We start from the raw sequence: 21,489 nt of genomic DNA, 5'->3' as shown, positions 1-21,489 counted from the left end.
CAACAAGGGGGAAGTGCTGTGATTCAGTTTCTGGTCGCACTCGCCTTGTGCTACGTCCTCATCAAGATTCCGTTCTGGATTCTCGGGTCTCTGCGCGGCGGCGGAGGCCGCTCTTTGGCCGGCAGCCTCGTCCGGGGATTCATCGCCTACAAGACCTTCGGTCTCCTCGGAGGGCTGGGAAGTGGCGGCGGAAAGGCCACTCGTTCCCGTGGCGGTCAGAAATCGCCCGAGTCGCCGGACCCGTATGCCAAAACGCGGGCCACTGCCAACGGGCAGTACATGTTGCCGCTGAACGTCAAGAGAGTGCGGAAACCGACCGGGCAGCGACCGACGCCGCAACCGTCCTCACGTTCACGCTCCGCCGGGCAGGGCAAGCAGTTAGAGCTTCCGCTGGACGGCGAGTGGCCGGAGAACAAACCGCGGCTCGGCCGGGACGGGCAATACCAGCTCCCGCTGAACGTGCAGCGGCAACCCAAGCCGAAGTCGGCTCCGGAGCCTCCCCCGGAGCGGAAGCCCTCGACGGGACCGCGTGGCCGGCAGATGAAATTCCCGCTCGACGGGGAATGGCCGGAGAACAAACCACGAGTCGGCCGCGATGGGCAATACCGGCTGCCGATCGAGGCGCAGCGCGTGCGGCGACCCGCGCCACCCCCGGAGCCGCCGAAACCGACCCGGCCAGCAACGCGGGGCCGACAGACGAAGCTGCCCGCCGATGGCGAGTGGCCGGAGAACAAGCCCCGGGTGGGCCGGGACGGGCAGTACCAGCTCCCGCTGAACGTGCAGCGCACGCGGAAGCCACCCCGCAGNCAGCCNCAGGCACCGCCGCCTCCNCCGCAGCGGCCGGGGCCGCGTCAGCAGGAGTTGCCGCTGNACCTGCCGAAACTCCACCCGCNTCGACCCACNACNCGCAAGAACGGAGGTGACCACAGGTGAGCGTCCGGATTCCCGCCGACGTCGATCGCGAAGACCGCATTCTGGCAGGNTTCACCGCCCGTCAGGTCGCGGTGATGGCGGTGACCGGCCTGGTGCTCTACGGCGGCTGGCAAGCCACCCGCGCCGTGATCCCGGTGATCGCCTACGTCGCGGTCGCGCTCCCGATCGGGGTCGCGGTGTCCGTGCTGGTCGTGGTGCGGCGCGACGGCGTGACCCTGGATCGGCTGCTGCTGGCCGCGCTCCGGCAGCGTCTCCAGCCGCGGCGCCGGATCGCGTCCGGGCAGCAGTCCGCCGAGGTGCCTGAGTGGCTGTCCGGGGTGGCCCACGGGCACGAAGACGTCGCCGCGGGCGGGCTCGACCTGCCCGCCCAAGGGGTCGCCGAAGCCGGCATCGTCGATCTCGGCGACGACGGCGTGGCACTGGTGGCCGCGTGTTCGACAGTGAACTTCGCGTTGCGCACCCCGGCCGAGCAGGAAGCGTTGACCGCGGCCTTCGGCCGGTATCTGCACAGCCTCGCCGGGAGTGTGCAGATCCTAGTCCGAGCCCAGCGGCTGGACCTCTCTGGCCAGATCGTCGAGCTGCGCGAGCGTGCGGCCAGCTTGCCGCACCCGGCGTTGGAGACCGCGGCTCTCGATCATGCCGACTACCTCGCCGAGTTGGGTCGGCACGCCGAGCTGCTGCGTCGGCAGATCCTGCTGGTGATCCGGGAGCCGGTGCGCAGCGTACCGGCGGATTCGGTGATCGGCCGCGGGCCACTGCGTCGACGTCATGCAGGCGGCGAGGAGGACGTCGAGCCCACGGAGGGAGCGCGACGGGCGGCGGCCTCTCGGTTGCTCCGGCGCATGCACGAGGCCAGCGAGCTGCTGTCCCCGGCTGGCATCGAGGTCACTGCGCTGGATGCCGCGCAGGCCACCGCTGTGCTGTCGGCCGCCGCGAACCCAGACAGCCCGCTGCCGCCCTCGCCGGAGATGGCCGGCGCCGACGAAGTGATCACTACCCCGGCCGGGGCGGGCTGGGACCCCGACGAGGAGGACGACCTGTGATGTTCACCCGGAACCGCCGGACCTCCCCGCCGACATCGGCTGCCTTCACGCCCGATGCCGTTGAGGTGCACCCGCGCCACCTGCGGATCGGCGACGAATGGGTCGCCAGCTTCGCGGTCGCGGGCTATCCGCGGGAGGTCCACGCGGGTTGGCTGCAACCCCTGTTGACCCATCCGGCCCGGCTGGACGTGTCGCTGCACATCGAACCGATCGACCCGCAGGTGGCCGCCGAGCGGTTGAGGAAGCAGCTGGGGCGCCTGGAGTCCGGCAGACGGCACACCGCCGCGCACGGGAGGCTGGCCGACCCGCAGGTCGAGGCGGCCACCGAGGACGCCCACGATTTGTCCGACCGGCTCGCCCGCGGTGAGGGTCGTTTGTTCCGGGTCGGCCTGTATCTCACGGTCCATGCGAACTCGGAGCACGAGCTCGTCGAGGAGGTCAGCGCGCTACGGGCGTTGACGGCGAGCCTGCTCATGGATGCCAAGCCCACTACGTACCGGAGCTTGCAGGGCTGGGTCACGGTGTTGCCGATGGGCCTGGATCAGGTCCGGATGACGCGATCGTTCGATACCGCAGCGCTGTCGGCAGCCTTCCCGTTTACCAGCCCTGATCTGCCGCCGCCGGACCCGACCTCGGCGTCGGCCGCTCGCGGCGTGCTTTACGGCTGGAATCTCGGCAGTCAGGGCTTGGTGCATTGGGACCGATTCGCCTGCGAGAACTTCAACTCCGTCATTCTCGGCCGCAGCGGGGCCGGCAAGAGCTATTTGGTCAAGCTCGAAGCGATCCGGAGCTTGTACCAGGGCACCGAGATCGCGATCCTCGACCCCGAGGATGAGTATGCCCGTCTCGCTGGGGCCGTCGGCGGCACGTACTTCCCGCTTGGTAGCGAGGGAGTGCGGCTCAACCCCCTGGACTTGCCGATCCACACCCGGCCCGATGGGCGCCGCTCGGCCCCGTCCGATGCGCTCACTCGACGTTCGCTCTTCATCCACACCCTCCTATCTGTCCTTTTCGGACAATCGCTGAGTGCGGACGAGCGGGCGGTGTTGGATCAGGCAGTCACCGCTACCTACCGTGCCGCGGGTATTACCGAGGACGCCCGCACCTGGACACGACAGGCGCCACTGCTGGCGGATCTCCGGGCAGTGCTCAGCCAGTCCGACGACGAGACCTCCCGGGATCTTGCCAGTCGGCTGCACCCGTTCACCCACGGCGCGTTCTCCGGTCTTTTCGCCGGGCCGACCACGAACCCGCCTGAAGGACACTTACTCGTGTTCAGCCTGCGGAATCTCCCGGACGAGCTGAAGCCCGCCGGCACGCTGCTGACGCTGGATGGGGTCTGGCGCCGGATCTCCAACCCCAGCACGCGCCGACCAAGGCTGTGCGTGGTTGACGAGGCGTGGCTGCTGATGCAGCAGCGCTCTGGTGCGGAGTTCCTGTGGCGCCTGGCCAAGTCTGCCCGCAAACACTGGTGTGGCTTGACGGTGGCCACGCAGGACGTGGGCGACGTGCTCGGCTACGACCTGGGTAAAGCGATCATCAGCAACGCGGCAACCCAGATCTTGCTCAGGCAGGCGCCGCAGGCGATCGACGACATAGTGCGCACCTTCGCCCTGTCGGAAGGAGAGCGACAGTTCCTGCTCTCGGCGGGCACGGGACAGGGGCTCTTGTCCACCGGAACGCAGCGGGTAGCCATGCAGGCCATTGCCTCCGACGCCGAGCACAAGCTGATCACCACAGATCCGGCCGAACTCGCCGCCATGAGCGCCGAGCCCGCCGACGACGAGGAATACGCCGCCGGCGCCAGCCATGACCTCGTTCTCGACGACTGACCCATCAGGAGGGAGGAAATGCCCGTGTCCACCCCGGTCGCCGCTGTTCAACATAGCGCAGACCCCACCGCCTGGCACACACTTCTGCACGATGTGCTGCCCGCCTTGGCGCTGACCTTCGGGCTGATGGCAGTGATCTGGCTCGCCTGCGCTGTTGTGACGTGCTGCGGTGCTTACCTGGGCACTCTGGCGTTCGTCGGCGCACGCGCCCTGATCCGTGCGTGCGCCCGACATGTGCGGCGCCGCCGGAACGCCGAGTACGCCCAGGTCGTCACGGTCCACCCCGACGGCGTCACCACCAAGATCATCAACCTGGATCACTACCGCCGCCGCCACGAGCAGCGTTCCGACCGTTCAGCCTCGACCGACCGCCCGGACGACGGCGAGCCAGGCCCCGACGAGTCGGCCTGACATCCGGCGCCTCATGCGCCAATCCAGCCGTGCTGACCCGCGGCTGACCTCCCGCTCGTCGAGCCCGCGCGATTGGCCGCAACCTCGCATCCCAATTCTTCGGGAGTACACCTATGTCTTCGTCCGCACCCAAGTCCGGGTCACTACCCGCACGCCCGCGACGCCTGCTCACCCAGAACCGCGAGATGAGACAGATCGGCGTCTACAACTGGACCTTGCCCGCGTGGGCCGGCAGATTGCCCGACGGGCGCACCTACAACACCTGCCCCTCGGCCGGCATCTGCCGCCAGGTCTGCTACGCCCGGCACGGCACCTACCTGTGGCCGGCTGTGCGCGCCAAGCACCACACCAACCTGCAATTCGTGCTCGACGACCCGGACGGCTGGCAGCAGGCCATGCTCGCCGAACTTGCCGCCCCCAAGTTCGCCGGCCGTTGGATCAGGATTCACGACAGCGGCGACTTCTTCTCCGACGACTACACCAGCCGCTGGTTGCGCATCATGCGACACCGGCCCGAGGTGAACTTCTATTGCTACACCAAGGAAATCGACCGGTTCCGCCGACTCGTGGAACCCGACCCGCCCGAAAACCTGTTGTGGGTCTATAGCTACGGCGGCACGCAGGATCACTTGATCCATCCGCAGACGGACCGGGTCGCCGACGTGTTCCCGGACGAGGAGTCCATCGCCGCGGCCGGCTGGTCCTCGCAGGAAGCCTCGGATCTCCTGGCTGTGCTGGGACCGCGACTAGTGGGTGTGCCCGCGAACCGTATCCCGCATTTCCTGCGGCGTCTGGACGGCCGCCGTTTCTCCGAGTGGCAGGCCGAAGTCGACGCCGAGCGGCACACCCACCGGGGCACCGCGGCCGTTCGCGCGATCACCAGCGCACCCTCCGTCCGCCGCCGAGACCACACCGATAGCCGACGGGTCGCGTAACCCGTCAGGCGCTCGGGACGAGTTCAGGAGGTTCATTCCTGTGATTCTGTTGCAAGCATCCATTGTGGATAGTCCGCTGGGCGGGCTGCTCACTGATCCCTGGGGAGCGATCCGGGGAGTTCTAAACACTGCCTGGTCGTGGATACAGATGTGGGGACCCATCGTCGGCCCTGTCGCACTGACTGCGATCAGCGGCCTGATCAGCCTGCGGCGCTGGTGGAACGATCGCTGCCAGGAGCGGTTGCACGACCAAGCTCGCGTCGTGACGATCCTGGCACCACCGACCGTGGACCCCGACGGCGCGGAAGCAGCGTGGTCGAACCTCGTGGGCTTGCTGCGCCCGATGTGGGCTCGTTTAGTGGGTGGTCAGCCGCACCTGGCGTGGGAGTACGTGTTCGGCCACGACGGCGTGCAGATCCGGCTGTGGGTTCCGGGAACGGTGCCACCGGGGATGGTCGAGCGCGCGGTCGAGGCGGCGTGGCCGGGCGCGCACACCCGTACCGAGCAGGCCGGCCCACCGCTGGCGGTGGAGGCAGATCAGGGCCGTCGCCAGGTGGTCACCGGGGGCGTGCTCCGGCTGGCGCGCTCCGAGGCGCTGCCCATTCGCAGTGACTTCGATGCCGACCCGATCCGTGCGCTGCTGGGCGCGCCCACCGGACTCGGTGTGCACGAGCAAGCATGCGTCCAGGTGTTGGCTCGCCCGGTGACCGGACGGCGGGTCAAGCAGGCCCGGCGCGCCGCCCGTCACCTGCACGCCGGTCGCTCGACCCGCCCGGTCGGCCGACTGCTGGACTTGATCACACCCGGCACGACGCCGAAACCCACCTCCCAGACGGGCGGCCAGCCGAAGCTGGACCCGCAAACGTCGCTGGAGTACCAGGCGCAGAACCGCGCCATCGTGGCCAAACAGCGCGGCAGCCAATGGGAAACCGTGATCCGCTATGCGGTGGCAACCACCGTGCCGGCACAGACACCGTCGGAACAGGTCGCACGCGTGCGCGATCAGCTCCGGGGCCGCGCCCACGCGATCGCCAGCGCGTTTTCCGGGTTCACCGAGCACAACCACTACCGCCGCCATCGACTGCGCGCCCCCGAGCAGACATTGGCCCGGCGGCGGCTGCGTCGTGGGGACTTGCTGTCGGTGCCGGAACTGGCCGGCATCTGCCACCTGCCCACCGACGAGGCCCTGCCGGGGTTGAGCCGGGCGGGCGCCAAGGCCGTGCCGCCCCCGCCGAACACGCCCACGGAGGGCGAATTGGTTCGCCCGGTCGGCGTCTCCGACACCGGGCACGCCCGTCCCGTAGGGCTGCAGGTCAGCGATGCCCGCCACCACCTGCACGTGCTCGGCGCTACCGGGTCGGGGAAGTCGACGATCTTGGCACGGATGATCCTCGCCGACGCCGAGCACCACCGCGGCGCGGTGGTCATCGATCCCAAGGGGGACTTGATCACCGACGTGCTCAAGCGCCTTCCCGAGCAGGCCGCCGAGCGCGTGGTGCTCTTCGACGCCGACGCACCCGGCACGACCCCGTGCCTGAACCCGCTGGAAGGGCCGAAGGAAGCGGCCGTGGACAACCTCGTGTCGGTGTTCTCCCGGGTTTTCTCCTCAGCGTGGGGGCCGCGCACCGAGGACATCCTGCGCGCCGCCTGTCTGACCCTGCGGGCCGCATCGGACACCCCGAAACTTTCTGCGTTGCCGCAGCTGCTCACCGATGCGGCCACCCGTGAACGTCATCGTCAGAAGGTCGAGAACGATGCGACCCTGCGTGGTTTCTGGGACTGGTACGAGCAGCTGAGTGACGCCGCGCGGGCACAGGCGATCGCGCCGCTGCTGAACAAGCTGCGTGCGTTCCTGTTGCGGTCGTTCGTGGTCAAGGCTGTCTCGGCTGGAGAGTCCACGGTGGACCTTTCGGCGGCGTTGGACGGTGGATTGTGTTTCGTGCGCATCCCCAAGGGGAGCTTGGGCGAGGACACCACCCGGTTGCTCGGTTCGCTAATCGTGGCTCGGGTCTGGCAGGCCGCTACCGCCCGCGCCGCATTGCCGGAGCGCGAACGCCTCGACGCGTCGCTGTACGTGGATGAGGCACACAACTTCTTGAACTTGCCGTATGCCATGGAGGACATGCTCGCCGAAGCACGTGGCTACCGGTTGTCCATGACACTGGCCCACCAGCATCTCGGCCAGCTCGGCAAGGACCTCAAGGAGGGTATCTCGACCAACGCCCGGTCGAAGATCTTCTTCAACGCCAGCCCCGAGGATGCCCGGGAACTGGCACGCCACACCGCACCTCGGGTCAGCGAGCACGATCTTGCCCACCTCGGCGTGTATCACGCCGCCGCCCGGCTCGTGGTCAATGGGGAGGAACCCCAGCCGTTCACCCTGGCCACGCAGCCGTTGCCCGCGGCGATCCGCGGCCGAGCACGCATCGTGCGCAAAGCCGCCGCTCGTCACACCCAGCCGCTGTCGAACGCGGCCGAAGAAGGACGCGACCAAGCCGCACCGGAGTCCACCGGAACCGATCCTCGTCGCGCCGCCTAACACCCAACGCTTCGCAGCAGGGGCAGGCCACACCCGCCACCAGGGCGTGACCTGCCCCTTTCTCTGCGCTTTGCCGTCCTGCTCATCCGCATTGCCCGAAAGGAGCCATTAGTGCTCGACCCCAGTACGCCCCAACGCGACCTGCGCACACCGATCCCCGCCCGCGCCAGCTCCCGCGTGGCCACTTCCACCGAGCACCAGGCCACCGTCGCTGCCCACCTCACCGAACGCGACCGGTGGATCGCCCGCATGTGCGCCGAGCACCGCACCCTGACCTCCACCCAGATCGCCGAAGTTGCCTTCCCCACCCGGCGCGCGGCCAACTACCGGCTCCAGCGCCTCTACCAGTGGCGCGTCCTGGACCGCTTCCAGCCCTACATCGGACGCGGCCGGGCGCCCATGTTCTACGTGCTCGACACGGCTGGCGCGCACCTGCTTGCGCACGAAGACGGGATCGACCCACGCGAGCTGGGATTCCGTGCCGAGCGGTCGATCGGCATCGCCTACTCCCTGCGTCTGGCGCACCTGCATGGTCTCAACAGTCTGTTCACCAGGCTCATCGCCGGCGCCGTCTCGCACGACGACCGCGCGGTCACCGCGTGGTGGTCCGAAGCTCGCTGTGCTCGGCATTTCGGCGACATTGTGCGGCCCGACGGTTACGGCCGCTGGCGCGAAGCCGACCGCGAGATCGAATGGTTCATCGAGTGGGACACGGGCAGGTACCACCTGTCCCGGTTCGTCGCCAAGATCCCCGACTACCTCGAACTCGCCGCCACCACGGCAATCGTGACGCCGCTGTTGGCCGTGTTCTCCACCGCTGGCCGGGAAGCCCACGCCCGCCGGTTGCTGACCGAGCACCTGCGCAGCCAGCCGCGCCCGCAGGACCTGCCGATCGCGACCACCACGACCGAGGAACTGGACCGCACCGGGACCGCCTCAGCCGGGGTCTGGTTGCCGCTGGCCGATCGCGACGGAGGCCGGTTTCGGCTGGCCGACCTGCACACCGCCTGGCCTCACGTGGGCGAGCCCACCAGCGGCTCCCAGGCCACTCCCAGTGCACGAGAGACCAGTCCGGTGTCTCGGCTCAGCGCGCCGACCCCAATGCCGCCCTTCGCGCACCACGACCTGACTTGGAAACCCTTGGGGTGATTCGTGCATGCTCAAGCTCGCCACCACGGTCCTCGGTGCCGCTGTCGCCTTGATCGTGCTGGTCGGAGCCGCCGTGTCCGGGGTCGTCTCCGCCATCTTCGGTGGGGGCGACTCCGCGAGCGCGAGCCAACCTAGTCAAGCCGCCCTCGCCGATATTCCGGGCGCCTATCTGACCCTGTACCGACACGCCGCCCCCACCTGCCCGGGGCTGGACTGGACCATCCTGGCTGGTATCGGAAAGATCGAGACCAACCACGGCCGATCGGACCTCCCCGGTGTCCATAGTGGAGCGAACTCTGCAGGTGCGGGTGGACCGATGCAGTTCCTCCAGTCCACATTCAACTCCGTAGTGGCGCGCCACCCCATACCTCCTGGCGGCAGCACGCCGCCCTCGCGGTACAACCCGCACGACGCCGTCTATGCTGCTGCTGGCTACCTGTGCGAATCCGGCGCTCGCGATGGTCGCGACATCTACGGCGCGATCTTCTCCTACAACCATGCCGACTGGTACGTCAGCCAAGTCCTCAACCAGGCAGCCCAATACAGGCAGGCGGAAGCCAACTCTGGAGGGGACGCACAGCCCTCGCCACGAGCCCAGCAAGCTGTGAACTACGCCCAAGGTCAACTCGGGCTGCCGTATGTCTGGGGCGGGAATGGACCTGACCGCGGCGACAAGGGGTTCGACTGCTCTGGCCTGACGATGGCCGCGTACCAAGCAGCGGGGATGAACCTCCCGAGAACTGCGCAAGAGCAGTACAACGCTGGACCGCAGGTGCCGAACGGCGCCCCGTTGGCACCCGGCGACCTGGTCTTTTACGGCACGCCCGGCGACATCCACCATGTGGGGATCTACATCGGAGCCGGAAAGATGATCAATGCCCCGGACTTCGGGCAACCAGTCAAAGTGGACGATTACCGATGGAAGGGCGACGACTACGCAGGAGCCAGTCGTCCCCGCTCATGAATGTTTCAATGCGGCGCATTGACGACCGCGGTTAGAACGGCTCACCGGGGATCAGAGGCTCCTCGTCGGCGTAGCAACCGTCAGGAGCTTCTACACAACGATCCAATTCAGCGGTATCGAAGACATGCGCCTCGACTTCTGCCAGAGCAGCGAACAGTTCCGGAGCGCCTTCGTCGGTCAGCGCGTAGGTCCGGGGCTGGGGCGGCCGGTGGCGCTCGCATATCTGGTCATCGAGGGGATCGGGGCCGGCGAAGTAGACCTTGAATTGACCGCCTCCGAATGTGATCGCGGCGGGTTCGGTCTCGGGATCTGCCAGCTTACCGACCAGAGTTTGCGGATAAGACCACCAGGGTTCAAGCGGAAGGTATGCGTGCCACGCTGCGCTGTCTTCGTTGTCGTCGTATACCCAGCCGCGATCGATCAGTGCTCGATGCACGGCGGCAAGAGGATGGTCGCGAACCTCAGCTGCTGCCGTTGCTGGCAGTGTTACGGGAGCACGAGTCTGCGATAGCTCAGCCTTCGCCGAGTGGAGCCGGTCGGTCGTCTCTCGCCGCTGCTTCTTCACACGATTGCCCTTGCCCATCCGGAAATCCTTGACCTGTCGCCTGCCGACCGCGGGGACACGCGCCGACCTCAAAGGGGTAATCACGCGAACGAGCGACATACCAATTCGGTGTCTCGCGCCCATCGTGGGATTCATCAAGGTCGGCTCCGTGCTCGACCGGCCTGGGGGTCACCGGGAGCACGGAGCCACCACCGACGCTACTCCTGATCACCGCGTTGGTCATCGGTGTCGGGGTCGTCGTCGGCGGCCATCTCGGTGAGCCTCTGGGCGGTGCGGACGGCGTTGATCATCAGCTTGTCCCGGCGGATCGCCGCGGTAAGCTGCAGGATTTCGGCTCGCTGAGCTTCGGCACGACGTGCCCAGTCGCCTTCGGTCAGCGTGTTGGCCACGCACAGCAGCATGCGCGGGCCGAGTCGCCACAGCAGGCTGTTGACGGCGCACGCGGCGATCGCCAGGTCGTCGATGTCGGCGCCGTACCACGACACGGTGGCGGGGTCTCGGCCGTGCTCGCGCATCGCTTGCGCGGCGGAGCGTAGGAGCCCACCGGTGCCCACGGCGGGATCGCATACCGAGCTGCCTTCCTCGGGCACGGTCATGCGCGCCATCATGTCCGCGACCGGCGTGGGGGTGTAGATCTGCGCGTTCGCTTTGCCGGCCGAGTCGGACTTGAGCAGGCTGAGCACGACGCCGAGTAGATCGGTGTCGTAGCGGTTGTCCGTGCCGGTGAGTTCGAGCTGGCCTTCCTGCAGCGCGGCGTCGGCGGTGTGCTTCGCGGCGCGCTGCATCGCGGGTTGCGGCTCGTCAAAGACCCAGTGCATTAGCGGATAGACGAGGTGGGTCAGGTCCGGACGGGCGTTGACCAGCGCGGTGAAAATCTCGCGCAGTGTGTCGGCGAAGTCCTCGGCGTTCTGGGCGTGCACCTGCTCGGCAAGGTCGGGGCCGTGCGGGTCGCGCTGGCCGAGTAGAGACAACGCGGCAACAACCGACAGGGCCACGTCTCGGCGGCCCGAGTGGTTGGACTTGTTCCATGCGGTGTCGACGGCTTCAGCGATGGCGACGGCGTGCTGGCCGGGGTCGCGGTGGGCGTGCTGGTGCTTGATGGATTGGCTCACGTGTCCGCCCTCCTCGGTGTGCGGCGGTCGTGCCCGGCGCTTTCCTGTGTCGGGCACACGTGTGCCCGACACAGGAAAGCGTTGTGAGCGAAGGAATCAGAATTCAGAAACGGAGAACTCGGAGAGTTGTGGCGGTAGAGGAATTGCTTTATTCATCATCCAGCCGGTCAGCTACGACTACCATTTCGCCTGGTTGCATTCCGTCGACAAGGTCGACGCAGGGGGCGCACCAGTCGAAGCGCCGGTCTTCTGGGGCGCAGGGATTGGACCAGTTGCAGGACTCGGCGATCGACTCCAACTCGGCCGAGATAACGCCCAGTTCGTCGGGCTGTCCGTTATGGACCACGAGATGAATGACCGGTTCCCCGGTCGCAGCGCCCGTGTCGACGTAGGCGGAGAGAACCAGATCCGGGCGGTCCAGTCGGGTCGTGGCCGCGCCCATGATCCAAGCCGCAAGCGGAGCCAGGTCCAGCCCTTTGGTCCGGGCATAGTCGGCGCCGTAGACGCGTGCGACAGGCTGCTCGGTCACGGTGCCGTCGTCAGCGAGGGTCAGGCGGAGCCACTGCGAGTGGTCCGTGGAGATCCAGTGGAACCACTGGCCATCGTCGAAGGCGTAGATGTCGCAACGGTTTTTGTGCGGCACCCAATCGGCGTGATGGATCGTGGCCTCGGGGACCGCAGCGTTCCCGAATGTCCGGGCGAACGTGTCGAATCCCGCCACGTCCCAGGCCAGCGCGAACCGCGCGAAACGGTCGCGAACCTCATCCGGCGTGGTGGAGGCCAGCAGTTGCCGTCCGATGGGAAAGCGCGCCACGTCATCGGGGGTCACGAAGCCGCCGAACGCGCCGAGCGGTTGGGCGAATGCGCCGCGGCCAAGGGCGAACAGGGTGTGCGCGCGTGTGACGTCGGTGTCCATGGATATCGGCCTTCCTGCGCGTGGCTGCGCGCGTCGTGGTCGGTGCTTGGGCTTCGTCGGGATCAGTCGTTGCGGGGAGAGGAGTGGTTGTCCGGGGCGCGGGCGTCGGACGGATCGTGCCCCTGGTGTGCTTCGGCGCGGGGCGAGACCACCTGCCAGGTGCGGGGAGCATCGAGGCCGGCGCGCATGCGCGCGTCCAGGTCGAACACGGCATGGGCCAGTTCGGTAGCCAGTCGGCGCACATGCCGTTCCGTGGCTTGTTCGGGCAGCTGACGCACCGCTCCGGCGGTGGCGAGCAGGATTCGGTACGGGCGTTCGCAACTGGTTTTCATCAGTGGCCTCCCAACGGAGTGAAAGAAGCTCGGCAGCAAAGGAGGGATACGAACAGCGGACTCGGCTTGGCCGGTCGCGGAGTTCGGTCGCAGCGGCGACGCGAGCGGCGCGGGGAGGCCGGAAAAGAAGAGGGCCGACGGACCCACCCCGAAGGGTGTTCGCACGGTCCGCCGGCCTGCCGAAACCCTGTGAAAGGGCTGCCGTCCCCGAAGGGAGGCACGGCCAGGGTAGCTCACTGCGCCACCGCACAGCCCCGTACCGCTCGCACTGTGTAGTTGTCGTTCCGGTGCTGGTCAGACTGGGTGCGAGATGTGCGGGGCCACCACCTCCCAAAGCCGTTGGTGGTGGCTGGTGTCGCCGAGCTGAGCATCCAGGTCCCCGGACGCGTGCGGCACGTCGCCCAGGGCGAGACCGGTCATGCTCGGGTAACCGGCTCCGATGCCTGCGGCGACCGCGTCGACCACGTCGGTGTCGACGGTCTCCCCGATGACGTGCACGTGGACGTGCGGGGTGACGTGGCATGCGGCGGCGACCACGCTCCGCGTGGCCTGCGTCGTCACCGAGCGGGCGCGAACGGGAATGATGATCAGGTCGACACCGCCGAGCACGGCCACCGTGTCGGCCTGGCGCGGGTCGAGATGGGCCAGCGTCACCGCGTGCCGGCGGGCGAGATCGGTCATGGCTTCCCGCACCGCGTCATGCCAGGGCGGCTGCTGCTCGGTGACGAACAGCGTGCGCAGGCTGCCCGAACCGGCGGCGGGCGCGTCGTGCCGCGCGCGCAGGAGTGCCCGGTGCAGGCCGAGCCGGGTGGGCCGCGCGTCGATCAGGCCGAGGTGTTCGCCGGCTGCCGTACCGGCCAGGGCGAGGCTGGCGGTACTCGCTGTGCCGACCTCACCCGACGGCTCGGGATCAAGCACCGCGACCACCACGGCCGGGTGCTCCGCGAGCCTCGACATTTGCTTTCGCAACACTCCGGAGCCGTCCGGGACCGTGACCAGGTGGGCGGCGCCGAGAGCGAGGGCGTGTCGGTACACGTCGGGCTCGTCCCCATCCTCGGGATCGGCAAGCAGCATCACCGCGTCACGGGCAGCGAGTTCGTGCGGGCGGGCGCGCAGGATCGGCGCGGCCTGCGCGTCGATCAGCACCAACGCGGCACGATTCCACTCCTCTCCAGTGAGCTGGTTCGGCGCGCGTGCCACCAGACGCACCCCTCGTGCGTACTGCTCGATCTCGCGGCACATCGTGGTCAGATCGGTGATCAGGAGAACGAAGCAGGACATGCAGTGTCCCTCCAATGAGGACAGTGGGTATGGTCAACAGCGGTCTAGCTGGGGCGGTGGCTCCGGGCATGGAGGGAGTCACGACCGGGGCCACCGCCGTAGGCTCAGGACTTCGGCTGGCGGACGGGCATCAACAGGTGCCGGTATGCATGTCCGCCGGCTCCAGTGAGCAGCACCGGATGCGTCGGGGTGGCGAGCTGGAACAGCACGGTGTCCCCGTCGAGCACGGTGAGCGCGTCGCGCAGGTACGGCGCGGAGAACAGCACGCGCATCGGTTCGCCGGCGCCGCCGACCACGGCCGGGTGGGCGGGTGCGGTCACCGCGTCGGCGTGCTCGCCGAGCACGGGCGCGATCGACACCGTGCCGGCGGGATCGACGGTCAGCGCCACCTGCGCCGCCGTCCGGTGCCCGTGCTTGTCCCTGCTGGTGTGCTTCTTGGCCTCCAGCGCGGCAGCAGCGCGTGCCGTCGCCTGCGTGAGCGCGTCGCGGTCAGCGCGCGCGGTGGCGGTCACCTCGGGGAACAGCCGCTCATAGGCGGGGAACTGCGCCTCGACCGGGCGCGTGATCACGGTCAGGGCGCCACAGACCAGCGACACCCACTCGCCGGCGCCCCCGTCGTTCCCGATACCGACGCGCACGCGCTCAGCGGTCGCGTGTTTGAGCGCGGCGGACAGGACCGGCGTCGGGAAGAACACCGCGCGTTCGTCGGTCGTGGTGGTCGCGGCCAGCTCGGCGACGGCCAACCGGTAGCGGTCGGTCCCGGCGAGGGTGAGCGTGCCGGACGTGAGGTGCATCTGCACGCCCATAGCCATCGGCAGGGTGTCGTCGGTGCCCGTCGCGACCAGCACGCGCCGCGCGTCGGTGGTGAACCGCTCGCGGTCGACCTCGGCGACGGTGGGCGGGGTCGCCGGCAGCGTCGGGAAGTCCTCCGCCGCATAGGTGGTCACGGGCATGGTGTAGCCGCCCAGTTCGAGGACGGCCGTCCCGTCGTCGGTGGTGCGCACGGTGACCGGCGCGGCGTCGGCGTCGCGCTTGCGACGGCCCTTGACCAGCGCGCCGAGCAGCTTGGTCGCCTCGGTGTGATCGATCAGGACCCGGCCCGGGGTGGGCGCGGCAGCCGGCACACGCACGGTTGCCACGGTTTCCAGGTCGGTCGCGGTCAGGGTCAGGTCTCCGTCGCGCCCGTCCAACAGGACTCCGCCCAGCATCGGCAGAGCGGGCCGCCGCGCCAGTCCCACACCGACCGTGGTCAAGGCGTGCGCCAGCGTGGCGCGGTCGGTTCGGAACAGCACGGGCGCCCCGGACGGGGCGGCGGTCACGGTCGTGGTGTGGGTCGCGGTGGTCATCGCGCATGCCTCCCATAGAAAGGTGTTGCGAGGTAAGGAAGTCCGGAGGGGGCGCCCGGGTACGTCACGGGCGCCCCTGCTGGGTCAGCCGACCCAGTAGGTTCCGGTGTGGGCGGTGGTCAGCTCGGCGTGAGGCAGGGGCTCACCCGGGTACGGGGTGTGCATGATCAGCCGACCGCCGTTGTCGGGCGCGTCATCGGGAATGCGGCGCACGGTGATGGCGAACGCGCCGCGCGGGTCGCCGACCGACACTGTGACCGTGATCGAATCCTCGTCCGGGTCTGTGTGAATCGCGGCAGAGTTGGCCCAGGACAGCGGCACGCGCTGCGGGCGGTGCGGCCCCTCGTGGAACTCCGGCGCGGACTCCACGTCGTCAATGTCGGGGTCCTCGTACGGGTCGTAGGCGTCGCAGATGAGCGAGCCGGATTCGTCGGCGTAGCCGTCCGGTTCCTCGGACAGGGACTCGCCGCACGCCTGGCACCGCCATTCGGTGTCCTCGGCGTTCTCGAACCTGATCACCGAAGAGTCGTCGTCGTAGTCGGTAGAGATCATCTCGCCGTTGGCGGACAGCACGAACACAACGCACCTCGCAGAAAGGAAGATCAAAACGGAAGGGAAGGCGGGAGGTACGGCCAGCCGCCGCGCGCGGCACCAGCGGCGCGGCCGGCCGCACGGAGGTTCAGAATCGGCAGGCGAACCGCACAGCTTTGCTGCAGGTCGGGCACGCCACGTAAGCGCGGGACCGGTCGTCGAACGGCACACGGACCAGGTCAGGCACGCGATAGGTGGTCATGTCCGCGCCGTCCCACGCATGCAGGCGCACCGTGTCGTGGGTTTCCCAGCGATGCCCGTTCACGCATTCACCCGTTGCGTCGGAGTAGTCGGCCCACTCCTCCAGCGCGTCCACAGTGGAGCGATAGACGGTCGGGGCGACGTACAAGCCGAGGCGATCGCTCACCGTGATCATCAAATCGCCGTATCCGGCCGAGGACAGCACCACGAACCCGAGATCATCGATCAGGTGATCGGAGAAGTTGACCAGGTTGTGATGCCACAGGCCCCCGTCGCCGTGCAGACCGGCCGGAGGCTCACCCGTGCGATCGGTGATCCACTTCGCGATCACGTCATCGTGCGGCCACTCGTGGCCGTTCGCGTCCATCCACTCGCGCAAGCCGTCGGTCAGATCATCCGCGTACTCGCCGCGATCGTTGATCCATTCCTGCGTGTCCACGGTCAGATACCCGTCACCGTGCGACCACGCTTCAACAGACACACTGGTCATGAGAATTCCTCTCACTGATTTCGGCTGCGGGTATAGCGGGGTGCGAATCCCTACCCGCAATATTTCTTTCTTCTCGGAACTTCCTGGGTTCTCTTCCCTGTGTTCCGATGGCTCTAGCCTAACGCCGGCGCCGCACGCGACACAACATCGCATCATAGTTTTTCTGGCGGTTTTCTTTGACGTTCCGAGTCGCTTTGCGCGAGCCTGGCCAGCACTGATATGCGTGAATCGAGTGGACGTCGCGAGCGCTGAACTGATGCCGTTCGAGACTCTTCTTGCCACGAATTCGGAAGGTCCTTTGGAAAGTAAGAATAGGTCGAAAAATGCAGTTTAGAGAAACTGCACCACCCTACGCGCGCGTCCACCGCCCCAGTCCACTCCGGTTGCCAGCCCCTTCCCTCTCAGTCGTCAACCGGTTCCCGTGGGGTACCGAGGCTTGGTGCACTCAGGAAGGGCCAGCGACGCGCTGACCTGCGACAACGCACCGCTGGCGGGCTTCCTGCTTAATAGGAAGATGAGCAGGCAGATGAGTGGGAAGATGAGCAGGCAGATGAGCAGGGCGATCACGTGGGGTCACACTGCGTAGATCAACTGCTGCTCTGATCGGGTGGAGTTGACCACTCAATAGGTCCGGATAGCGCGCTTGAGCGGCGTACCTGCCTGCATCGGAGTGACCATGGACGGTCCGGGGGTGCTACCGACGCCGACCGCGTGGGTGAGCAGACAAGGGAGTCGCCCTCGCCTCACGAGGGTACCGAGGAGCATACGGGGAAAGGAAGCCGGGCATGGGGATTAGCGCCGACGAGGTGCTGAACTGGTTCGATGCCGTGAATTGGCAGCAGGGGGAATGGGTTCCGGAGATTGTCGTTGTGCTCTGGGACGGCCAAAAGCGCTTCCTGGATCTGTTGAAGGAAATTCAGGATAGTAGCATCCAGCACCGGTGGTCAAACAAAACGAAACCGCTCACCCGGCAGAGCTTGTCGCGGACGCTGACCCGTATGGAGCGGGAGGAGCTGGTACTACGACACGAGGACAACTCCTCGGTGCCGCGTGCGGTCTGGTATGAGGTGTCGCCGGTTCTCCGCGAGTAACCGGATGACGTCGGGGTCGGGTTCTGCTTGCTCGGCTGCGGTGAGGGTGATCGCGCGGTGGCCGAGCTGGCGCAGGCCCTTCGCCAAGGCCGCAGTAGCGCGTTCCATACCGGCTGGGGCGTCGGGTGTGTAGGAGGCGAGCAGGAACGCCACGGTCAGCGGAGGCTGTTCGGGTGCTTCAGTCACGCATGATCACCTGCTTCGGGGAGGGGAGCGGCGTGGTCGGGTGACCTGCGGGAACGTTCTCCCAGGGGAAGACAACCCAGTCGCCGACGTCCCAGCAGTAGAGGTCAGGGGGCATGGGCGCGCCGCGGTTGCGGCACAACGCGCAGGTGAGGAAATGGGCGTCGGGCTCGGCCCAGGGCCGGATCGCATCGAGGACCGCGGTGAAGGTGGCGCCGGTTCCGCAGATGTCATCGACCACCAGCACAGTTCCCGTGAGCTGGGTGGGCGCGCTGGGCTGCCAGGAGCTGAGGTCACAGGTCACGGCGCCGGTCGCCGGGCTGTACGGCGCGTCAGTAGCGTTGTGGCTGGCCTGGATGCTGTGAGCTGGCAACCCCAGTAGCCCGGCGATGTGCTGGGCCGGAGTGGACCCACCGTGCGCGATCCCGATGACGGCGCCGATCTCGTCCAGATGTGTGCTGGACGTGAGCTGGCGAGCTGCGGCAGCCAGCAGACCGCACGCCTGCAGCATCGGGGAGCTGTGCAGTTGCCACAGGCGGTGATGCTCGAAGACGCGGTCTGGCACGGACGAGGCGATGCTGATGCTCATGCGGAACCATCCCTGCCGGTCAGTGCTAGGTCGGAGGGGCTGTTCAAGGTATGCAGGGTGGTGATGCCGTCGGCGGTAGAGTCGTTGCGCCACACGCGCCCGTCGGCTCGAATGACCGTGAAACCTCCTGCGTCGTCGCGAGTGCGCAGTCGGACGGTGACGGCCTCGGGGACGTCGAGGTCGGCGACGGTGGTGTGGGCTTGCTCGTCGGTGAGTTGTTCGGCTCCGGCCAGCGCAGCACCCTCGCCGATCGGGAGCATCTGCAGGAAGGTCACGCTGTCGACACCGAGCTGTGCAGCGACGTCGACCATGCGCTGCGCGTTGCCGCGGGTGGAGTCCATCAGGACGGTTTGCAGTTGCGTGGGGATAGCGTGGGCGACGGCGGCTCGGACGCCAGCCACGGCTCGGCGGAAACTCCCTGGCCCGCGCCAGCGGTCATGGGATTCGGCGTCGGGACCGTCGAGGCTGACCCGCACGGCGTCGACCTGTTCGGCCAGTGCTTCGGCACGCCGCTGCAGATGCCAGCCGTTGGTGGTCACGCTGACCACGCATCCGGCGCTGGTGAGCGTGGCCATGAGGTCGCCGAGATCGCGCAGCAGCAAGGGCTCGCCTCCGGAGAGGTCCACGGCCAGAACACCGGACTCACCAAGCAGGGCGGCGATCCGCTGACGTTCCTTTCGGGCGAGTTCGGGCACCGCCTTGTCGTCCAGACAATGAGGGCAGGCGAGGTTGCAGCGCACCAGTGGGGACCAGCAGACACTGACCGGAACCTCGCGGTCCAGCTCGCCGGGGTGGATGGTGGGCCAGCTAGCCACCGAACTGCTGGGTAAGCGGGCTCGCCCGAGGGCGATCAAGTCCTCGGTGCGATGCGTCAGCCCGCTCAGGGGGTCATGGACGAAGCGGGTGTTATCACACGCACCGGTGGCAAAGACGCGGTTTGTGGTGGTGGTCGCGCTGGAATGAAAGGTTGTCATCGCAAGACCTCGCAGGAGTGCAACAGGGAGTTCATCGCGGTAGTGAGCGCAGCGCGCCGCCCGGAACGGGCGGGTTCGCTGAGCAGGGCTCGGTAGCGCGCCAGGGTGGCTGGCCAGGTGCTGAGCTTGCGCTGCCATTGCTGGGCTGCGTCGGGCGGATCGAGATGAAGTCCGACTGCTTGGCGCAGTGGAATAACCAGGAGCCCAGCGGCGATAAGGCAGGCGCCGAGATAGGTGTCCTCCATACCCCAGCCGATGCGCCCGAACTCGGCGTCGAATCCACCGACGTCGAGGACTACGGCGCGGGGCACGGCGAGCAGTGCGGTGACGACCATGCGCGGCAAGTCCCAGTCGTAGTACATCCGCCCGTGCCCCAGATCGCGAAAGTCGCGGGTGTGCTCCAGTGGCCGGCCAACGACGGGTTCTCGCAGGGTGATGCCGCTGTAGAGCAAGGGAGTATTCACTGGTGGTCGCCAGGTGACGCGATGGTCGGCGGTCAGTTCGGGGCCGTTGTCGGGCCAGGAAGTGTCCGGCGGCAGGTTGTGCCGGAATCCGGTGAGCACGGCGTGGTCGGTGGCCCGCGCCGCCAGGTCCGCCACGGTTGAGGGCGGCAGGAGCATGTCGGCGTCGGCGTAGAGCACGGTCTCGCCTTGCGCGATGTAGGTGCCGAGGTTGCGCGCGGTGGCCGCGCCACAGCGTGTGCGAAGCCGCAGTCCTGCTGTGACGGCCGGATGCGTAGCGATGATCTCCGCGGTGGCATCGGTCGAGGCGTCGTCGATGACGATCACCTCGAAGCCGCGCCCGTACGCCTGCGCCCGCAGCGCGTCGAGCACCTTCGGCAGGCAGTAAGCGACGTTGTGTGCGGGAAGAACCACCGACAGGCGCCGACCGCCGACCCAGCCGGCGGGAACCGGCTGGTGCCATGCGACTCCAGCGCTTCGCTCGAACTCCAGGGTGTAGGTCGTGTGGTCGTTTTCGCGCAGTGCCAAGGTGCCCGTGAGCGACGTAGTCATGTCCACCCCCAGGTGTCGAGGACCGTTGCGGCGCGCTGCCAATCCCGTGGGGCAGCGATCCAATACAGGCGGATCGAGTCGAGGCGCTGCACCACCGGCTCCAGGGCGAGTAGGTACAGGGGCTCGACGACTGCCAATACGTGCGTCACGGCAGCCAACTCACCGTCGAGATGCGGAGCTACGCGCTGGCGCAAGACATCGGCGTCGGCGACATCGGTCAGGCGGCGGTCGTAGGGCATGATCGGTGAGTCCGCGTGGAGCAAGCCGTAGAGCGCCGAGACGATCCGAATCCGCTGGCGCAACTGAACGTTGTCTCCCAGCCGATCCCGAAGTCCGGGTATGCACCCGCCCTCGTAGAGATCCAAGGCCGGGATCGGTGCCGGGGCCGGCTTCTTCCGACGAGAGCAGCCAGCGACGATCAAGCCGTGCTCGGCGGAAACAGGTGGAGTCATGGCTCACGCACCACCCTGAACCCGATGCCGGGAGAATGGAGTTCGGCAGGTGCCGAGTTGAGAAACGTGCATCGGGCGTACAAGGGCGGCGAGGCATAGGAGCCGCCGCGGATCACGAAGCTATCGCCCATGGTGGAGCTGGCGGTCCACTCCCAGACATTCCCTGCCACGTCGAGCATCCCGTCCGGCGTGGCACCGTCCGGGTGGGCCGTCACGTCAGTCCTGGCCTCATAGCCTGAGTCCCGGAGATTGGCCAATTCGGGACTCCAGTGCGCGTTTCCCCATGGCCACACCCGTCGTTCGGGTCCAGACGCCATCCATTCCCACTCCACCGAGCGGGGCAGCCTTCCCCCGAACTGGCAAGCAATGCGGTCAGCCGTGGGCTGATCAACATTGGTGGCCGGATGGTGCTCACGTGGGTCGTAGCCCAGCTGTGCTTGGGTGATCGGCGTGCGTGTCCACAGCAGTGTGGGCACCGTGATGGGACGAGCTTGATCCCCGAACATGCAGGTGCCGCCCGGGACCTCGATCCAATCGACGCTCATTG

21 protein-coding genes are annotated in these 21,489 nt (G+C 67.7%); 8 read left to right on the top strand and 13 right to left on the bottom strand.

Going from position 1 to position 21,489, the window contains the following annotated elements; translation table 11 throughout:
* Positions 1 to 929 precede the first annotated feature (929 nt).
* From A37U_RS0133435 to A37U_RS0133405, 7 genes are all read left to right on the top strand, one after another.
* Positions 930 to 1,976: a PrgI family protein gene (locus tag A37U_RS0133435; RefSeq protein ID WP_020501023.1), complete on the top strand. Its 1,047-nt coding sequence runs from the start codon at positions 930 to 932 to the stop codon at positions 1,974 to 1,976.
* Positions 1,976 to 3,808: a VirB4 family type IV secretion system protein gene (locus A37U_RS0133430; protein ID WP_051111798.1), complete on the top strand. Its 1,833-nt coding sequence runs from the start codon at positions 1,976 to 1,978 to the stop codon at positions 3,806 to 3,808. The genes A37U_RS0133435 and A37U_RS0133430 overlap by 1 nt, the downstream gene beginning before the upstream one ends.
* Before the next feature lie 24 nt (positions 3,809 to 3,832).
* Positions 3,833 to 4,219, top strand: a complete 387-nt coding sequence (locus tag A37U_RS0133425) for a hypothetical protein (protein ID WP_157183189.1) — start codon at positions 3,833 to 3,835, stop codon at positions 4,217 to 4,219.
* A gap of 113 nt (positions 4,220 to 4,332) precedes the next feature.
* The gene (locus A37U_RS0133420; protein WP_169526981.1) at positions 4,333 to 5,154 is read left to right on the top strand and encodes a GP88 family protein; all 822 of its coding nucleotides are present in this window, start codon (positions 4,333 to 4,335) and stop codon (positions 5,152 to 5,154) included.
* Between the two features lie 148 nt (positions 5,155 to 5,302).
* Positions 5,303 to 7,693: a type IV secretory system conjugative DNA transfer family protein gene (locus tag A37U_RS0133415; RefSeq protein WP_020501019.1), complete on the top strand. Its 2,391-nt coding sequence runs from the start codon at positions 5,303 to 5,305 to the stop codon at positions 7,691 to 7,693.
* Between the two features lie 111 nt (positions 7,694 to 7,804).
* Positions 7,805 to 8,842: a replication-relaxation family protein gene (locus A37U_RS0133410; RefSeq protein WP_020501018.1), complete on the top strand. Its 1,038-nt coding sequence runs from the start codon at positions 7,805 to 7,807 to the stop codon at positions 8,840 to 8,842.
* A 7-nt stretch (positions 8,843 to 8,849) separates the two neighbouring features.
* Positions 8,850 to 9,806 carry a C40 family peptidase gene (locus A37U_RS0133405; protein ID WP_020501017.1) on the top strand — a complete coding sequence of 319 codons (957 nt, stop codon included), beginning with the start codon at positions 8,850 to 8,852 and terminating at the stop codon, positions 9,804 to 9,806.
* A gap of 31 nt (positions 9,807 to 9,837) precedes the next feature.
* On the opposite strand, the gene A37U_RS0133400 is transcribed toward A37U_RS0133405, so the two are convergent.
* The 8 genes from A37U_RS0133400 to A37U_RS0133365 form a co-directional block, all read right to left on the bottom strand.
* Positions 9,838 to 10,389, bottom strand: coding sequence for a hypothetical protein (locus A37U_RS0133400; protein WP_157183188.1), 552 nt, complete (start codon positions 10,387 to 10,389; stop codon positions 9,838 to 9,840).
* 179 nt (positions 10,390 to 10,568) lie between these two features.
* Positions 10,569 to 11,483, bottom strand: a complete 915-nt coding sequence (locus A37U_RS46705) for an N-6 DNA methylase (protein ID WP_020501015.1) — start codon at positions 11,481 to 11,483, stop codon at positions 10,569 to 10,571.
* Between the two features lie 148 nt (positions 11,484 to 11,631).
* A complete protein-coding gene (locus A37U_RS0133390) occupies positions 11,632 to 12,399 on the bottom strand; it encodes a hypothetical protein (RefSeq protein WP_020501014.1) in 768 nt (255 codons plus the stop codon).
* Between the two features lie 62 nt (positions 12,400 to 12,461).
* Positions 12,462 to 12,731: a hypothetical protein gene (locus tag A37U_RS0133385; RefSeq protein ID WP_020501013.1), complete on the bottom strand. Its 270-nt coding sequence runs from the start codon at positions 12,729 to 12,731 to the stop codon at positions 12,462 to 12,464.
* 294 nt (positions 12,732 to 13,025) lie between these two features.
* On the bottom strand, positions 13,026 to 14,012 hold the full coding sequence (locus A37U_RS0133380; RefSeq protein ID WP_026197877.1) for a hypothetical protein: 987 nt from the start codon (positions 14,010 to 14,012) through the stop codon (positions 13,026 to 13,028).
* Positions 14,013 to 14,116: 104 nt separating this feature from the next.
* Positions 14,117 to 15,358: a DNA polymerase III subunit beta gene (locus A37U_RS0133375; RefSeq protein ID WP_020501012.1), complete on the bottom strand. Its 1,242-nt coding sequence runs from the start codon at positions 15,356 to 15,358 to the stop codon at positions 14,117 to 14,119.
* A gap of 84 nt (positions 15,359 to 15,442) precedes the next feature.
* The gene (locus A37U_RS46700) at positions 15,443 to 15,937 is read right to left on the bottom strand and encodes a hypothetical protein (RefSeq protein WP_020501011.1); all 495 of its coding nucleotides are present in this window, start codon (positions 15,935 to 15,937) and stop codon (positions 15,443 to 15,445) included.
* A gap of 100 nt (positions 15,938 to 16,037) precedes the next feature.
* Complete coding sequence (locus A37U_RS0133365) at positions 16,038 to 16,640, bottom strand: hypothetical protein (protein ID WP_020501010.1); 603 nt, start codon at positions 16,638 to 16,640, stop codon at positions 16,038 to 16,040.
* A gap of 785 nt (positions 16,641 to 17,425) precedes the next feature.
* Here A37U_RS0133365 and A37U_RS52165 point away from each other — a divergent pair.
* Positions 17,426 to 17,731 carry a hypothetical protein gene (locus A37U_RS52165; RefSeq protein ID WP_020501008.1) on the top strand — a complete coding sequence of 102 codons (306 nt, stop codon included), beginning with the start codon at positions 17,426 to 17,428 and terminating at the stop codon, positions 17,729 to 17,731.
* A gap of 178 nt (positions 17,732 to 17,909) precedes the next feature.
* Here the strand turns inward: A37U_RS52165 and A37U_RS0133350 are convergent, their stop codons facing one another.
* From A37U_RS0133350 to A37U_RS0133330, 5 genes are read right to left on the bottom strand one after another with little or no spacing between them, the layout of a single operon-like run.
* Positions 17,910 to 18,503 carry a phosphoribosyltransferase gene (locus A37U_RS0133350; protein ID WP_020501007.1) on the bottom strand — a complete coding sequence of 198 codons (594 nt, stop codon included), beginning with the start codon at positions 18,501 to 18,503 and terminating at the stop codon, positions 17,910 to 17,912.
* Complete coding sequence (locus tag A37U_RS0133345; RefSeq protein ID WP_020501006.1) at positions 18,500 to 19,477, bottom strand: radical SAM protein; 978 nt, start codon at positions 19,475 to 19,477, stop codon at positions 18,500 to 18,502. The genes A37U_RS0133350 and A37U_RS0133345 overlap by 4 nt, the downstream gene beginning before the upstream one ends.
* A complete protein-coding gene (locus A37U_RS0133340; protein WP_020501005.1) occupies positions 19,474 to 20,490 on the bottom strand; it encodes a glycosyltransferase family 2 protein in 1,017 nt (338 codons plus the stop codon). Before A37U_RS0133340 ends, A37U_RS0133345 begins: the two co-directional genes overlap by 4 nt.
* Entirely contained in the window at positions 20,487 to 20,942 is a 456-nt protein-coding gene (locus tag A37U_RS46695) for a DUF6884 domain-containing protein (protein WP_040589440.1), read from the bottom strand. Before A37U_RS46695 ends, A37U_RS0133340 begins: the two co-directional genes overlap by 4 nt.
* Entirely contained in the window at positions 20,939 to 21,487 is a 549-nt protein-coding gene (locus A37U_RS0133330) for a formylglycine-generating enzyme family protein (RefSeq protein ID WP_020501003.1), read from the bottom strand. The genes A37U_RS46695 and A37U_RS0133330 overlap by 4 nt, the downstream gene beginning before the upstream one ends.
* Between the last annotated feature and the right edge of the window lie 2 nt (positions 21,488 to 21,489).

Origin of the sequence: Sciscionella marina DSM 45152 (genome assembly GCF_000379465.1) — a bacterium.
In the GTDB taxonomy this organism is placed as follows: Bacteria; Actinomycetota; Actinomycetes; order Mycobacteriales; family Pseudonocardiaceae; genus Sciscionella; species Sciscionella marina.
Note: the sequence above shows the minus strand (reverse complement) of the source record. Positions and strands in the feature narration are given on the sequence as shown.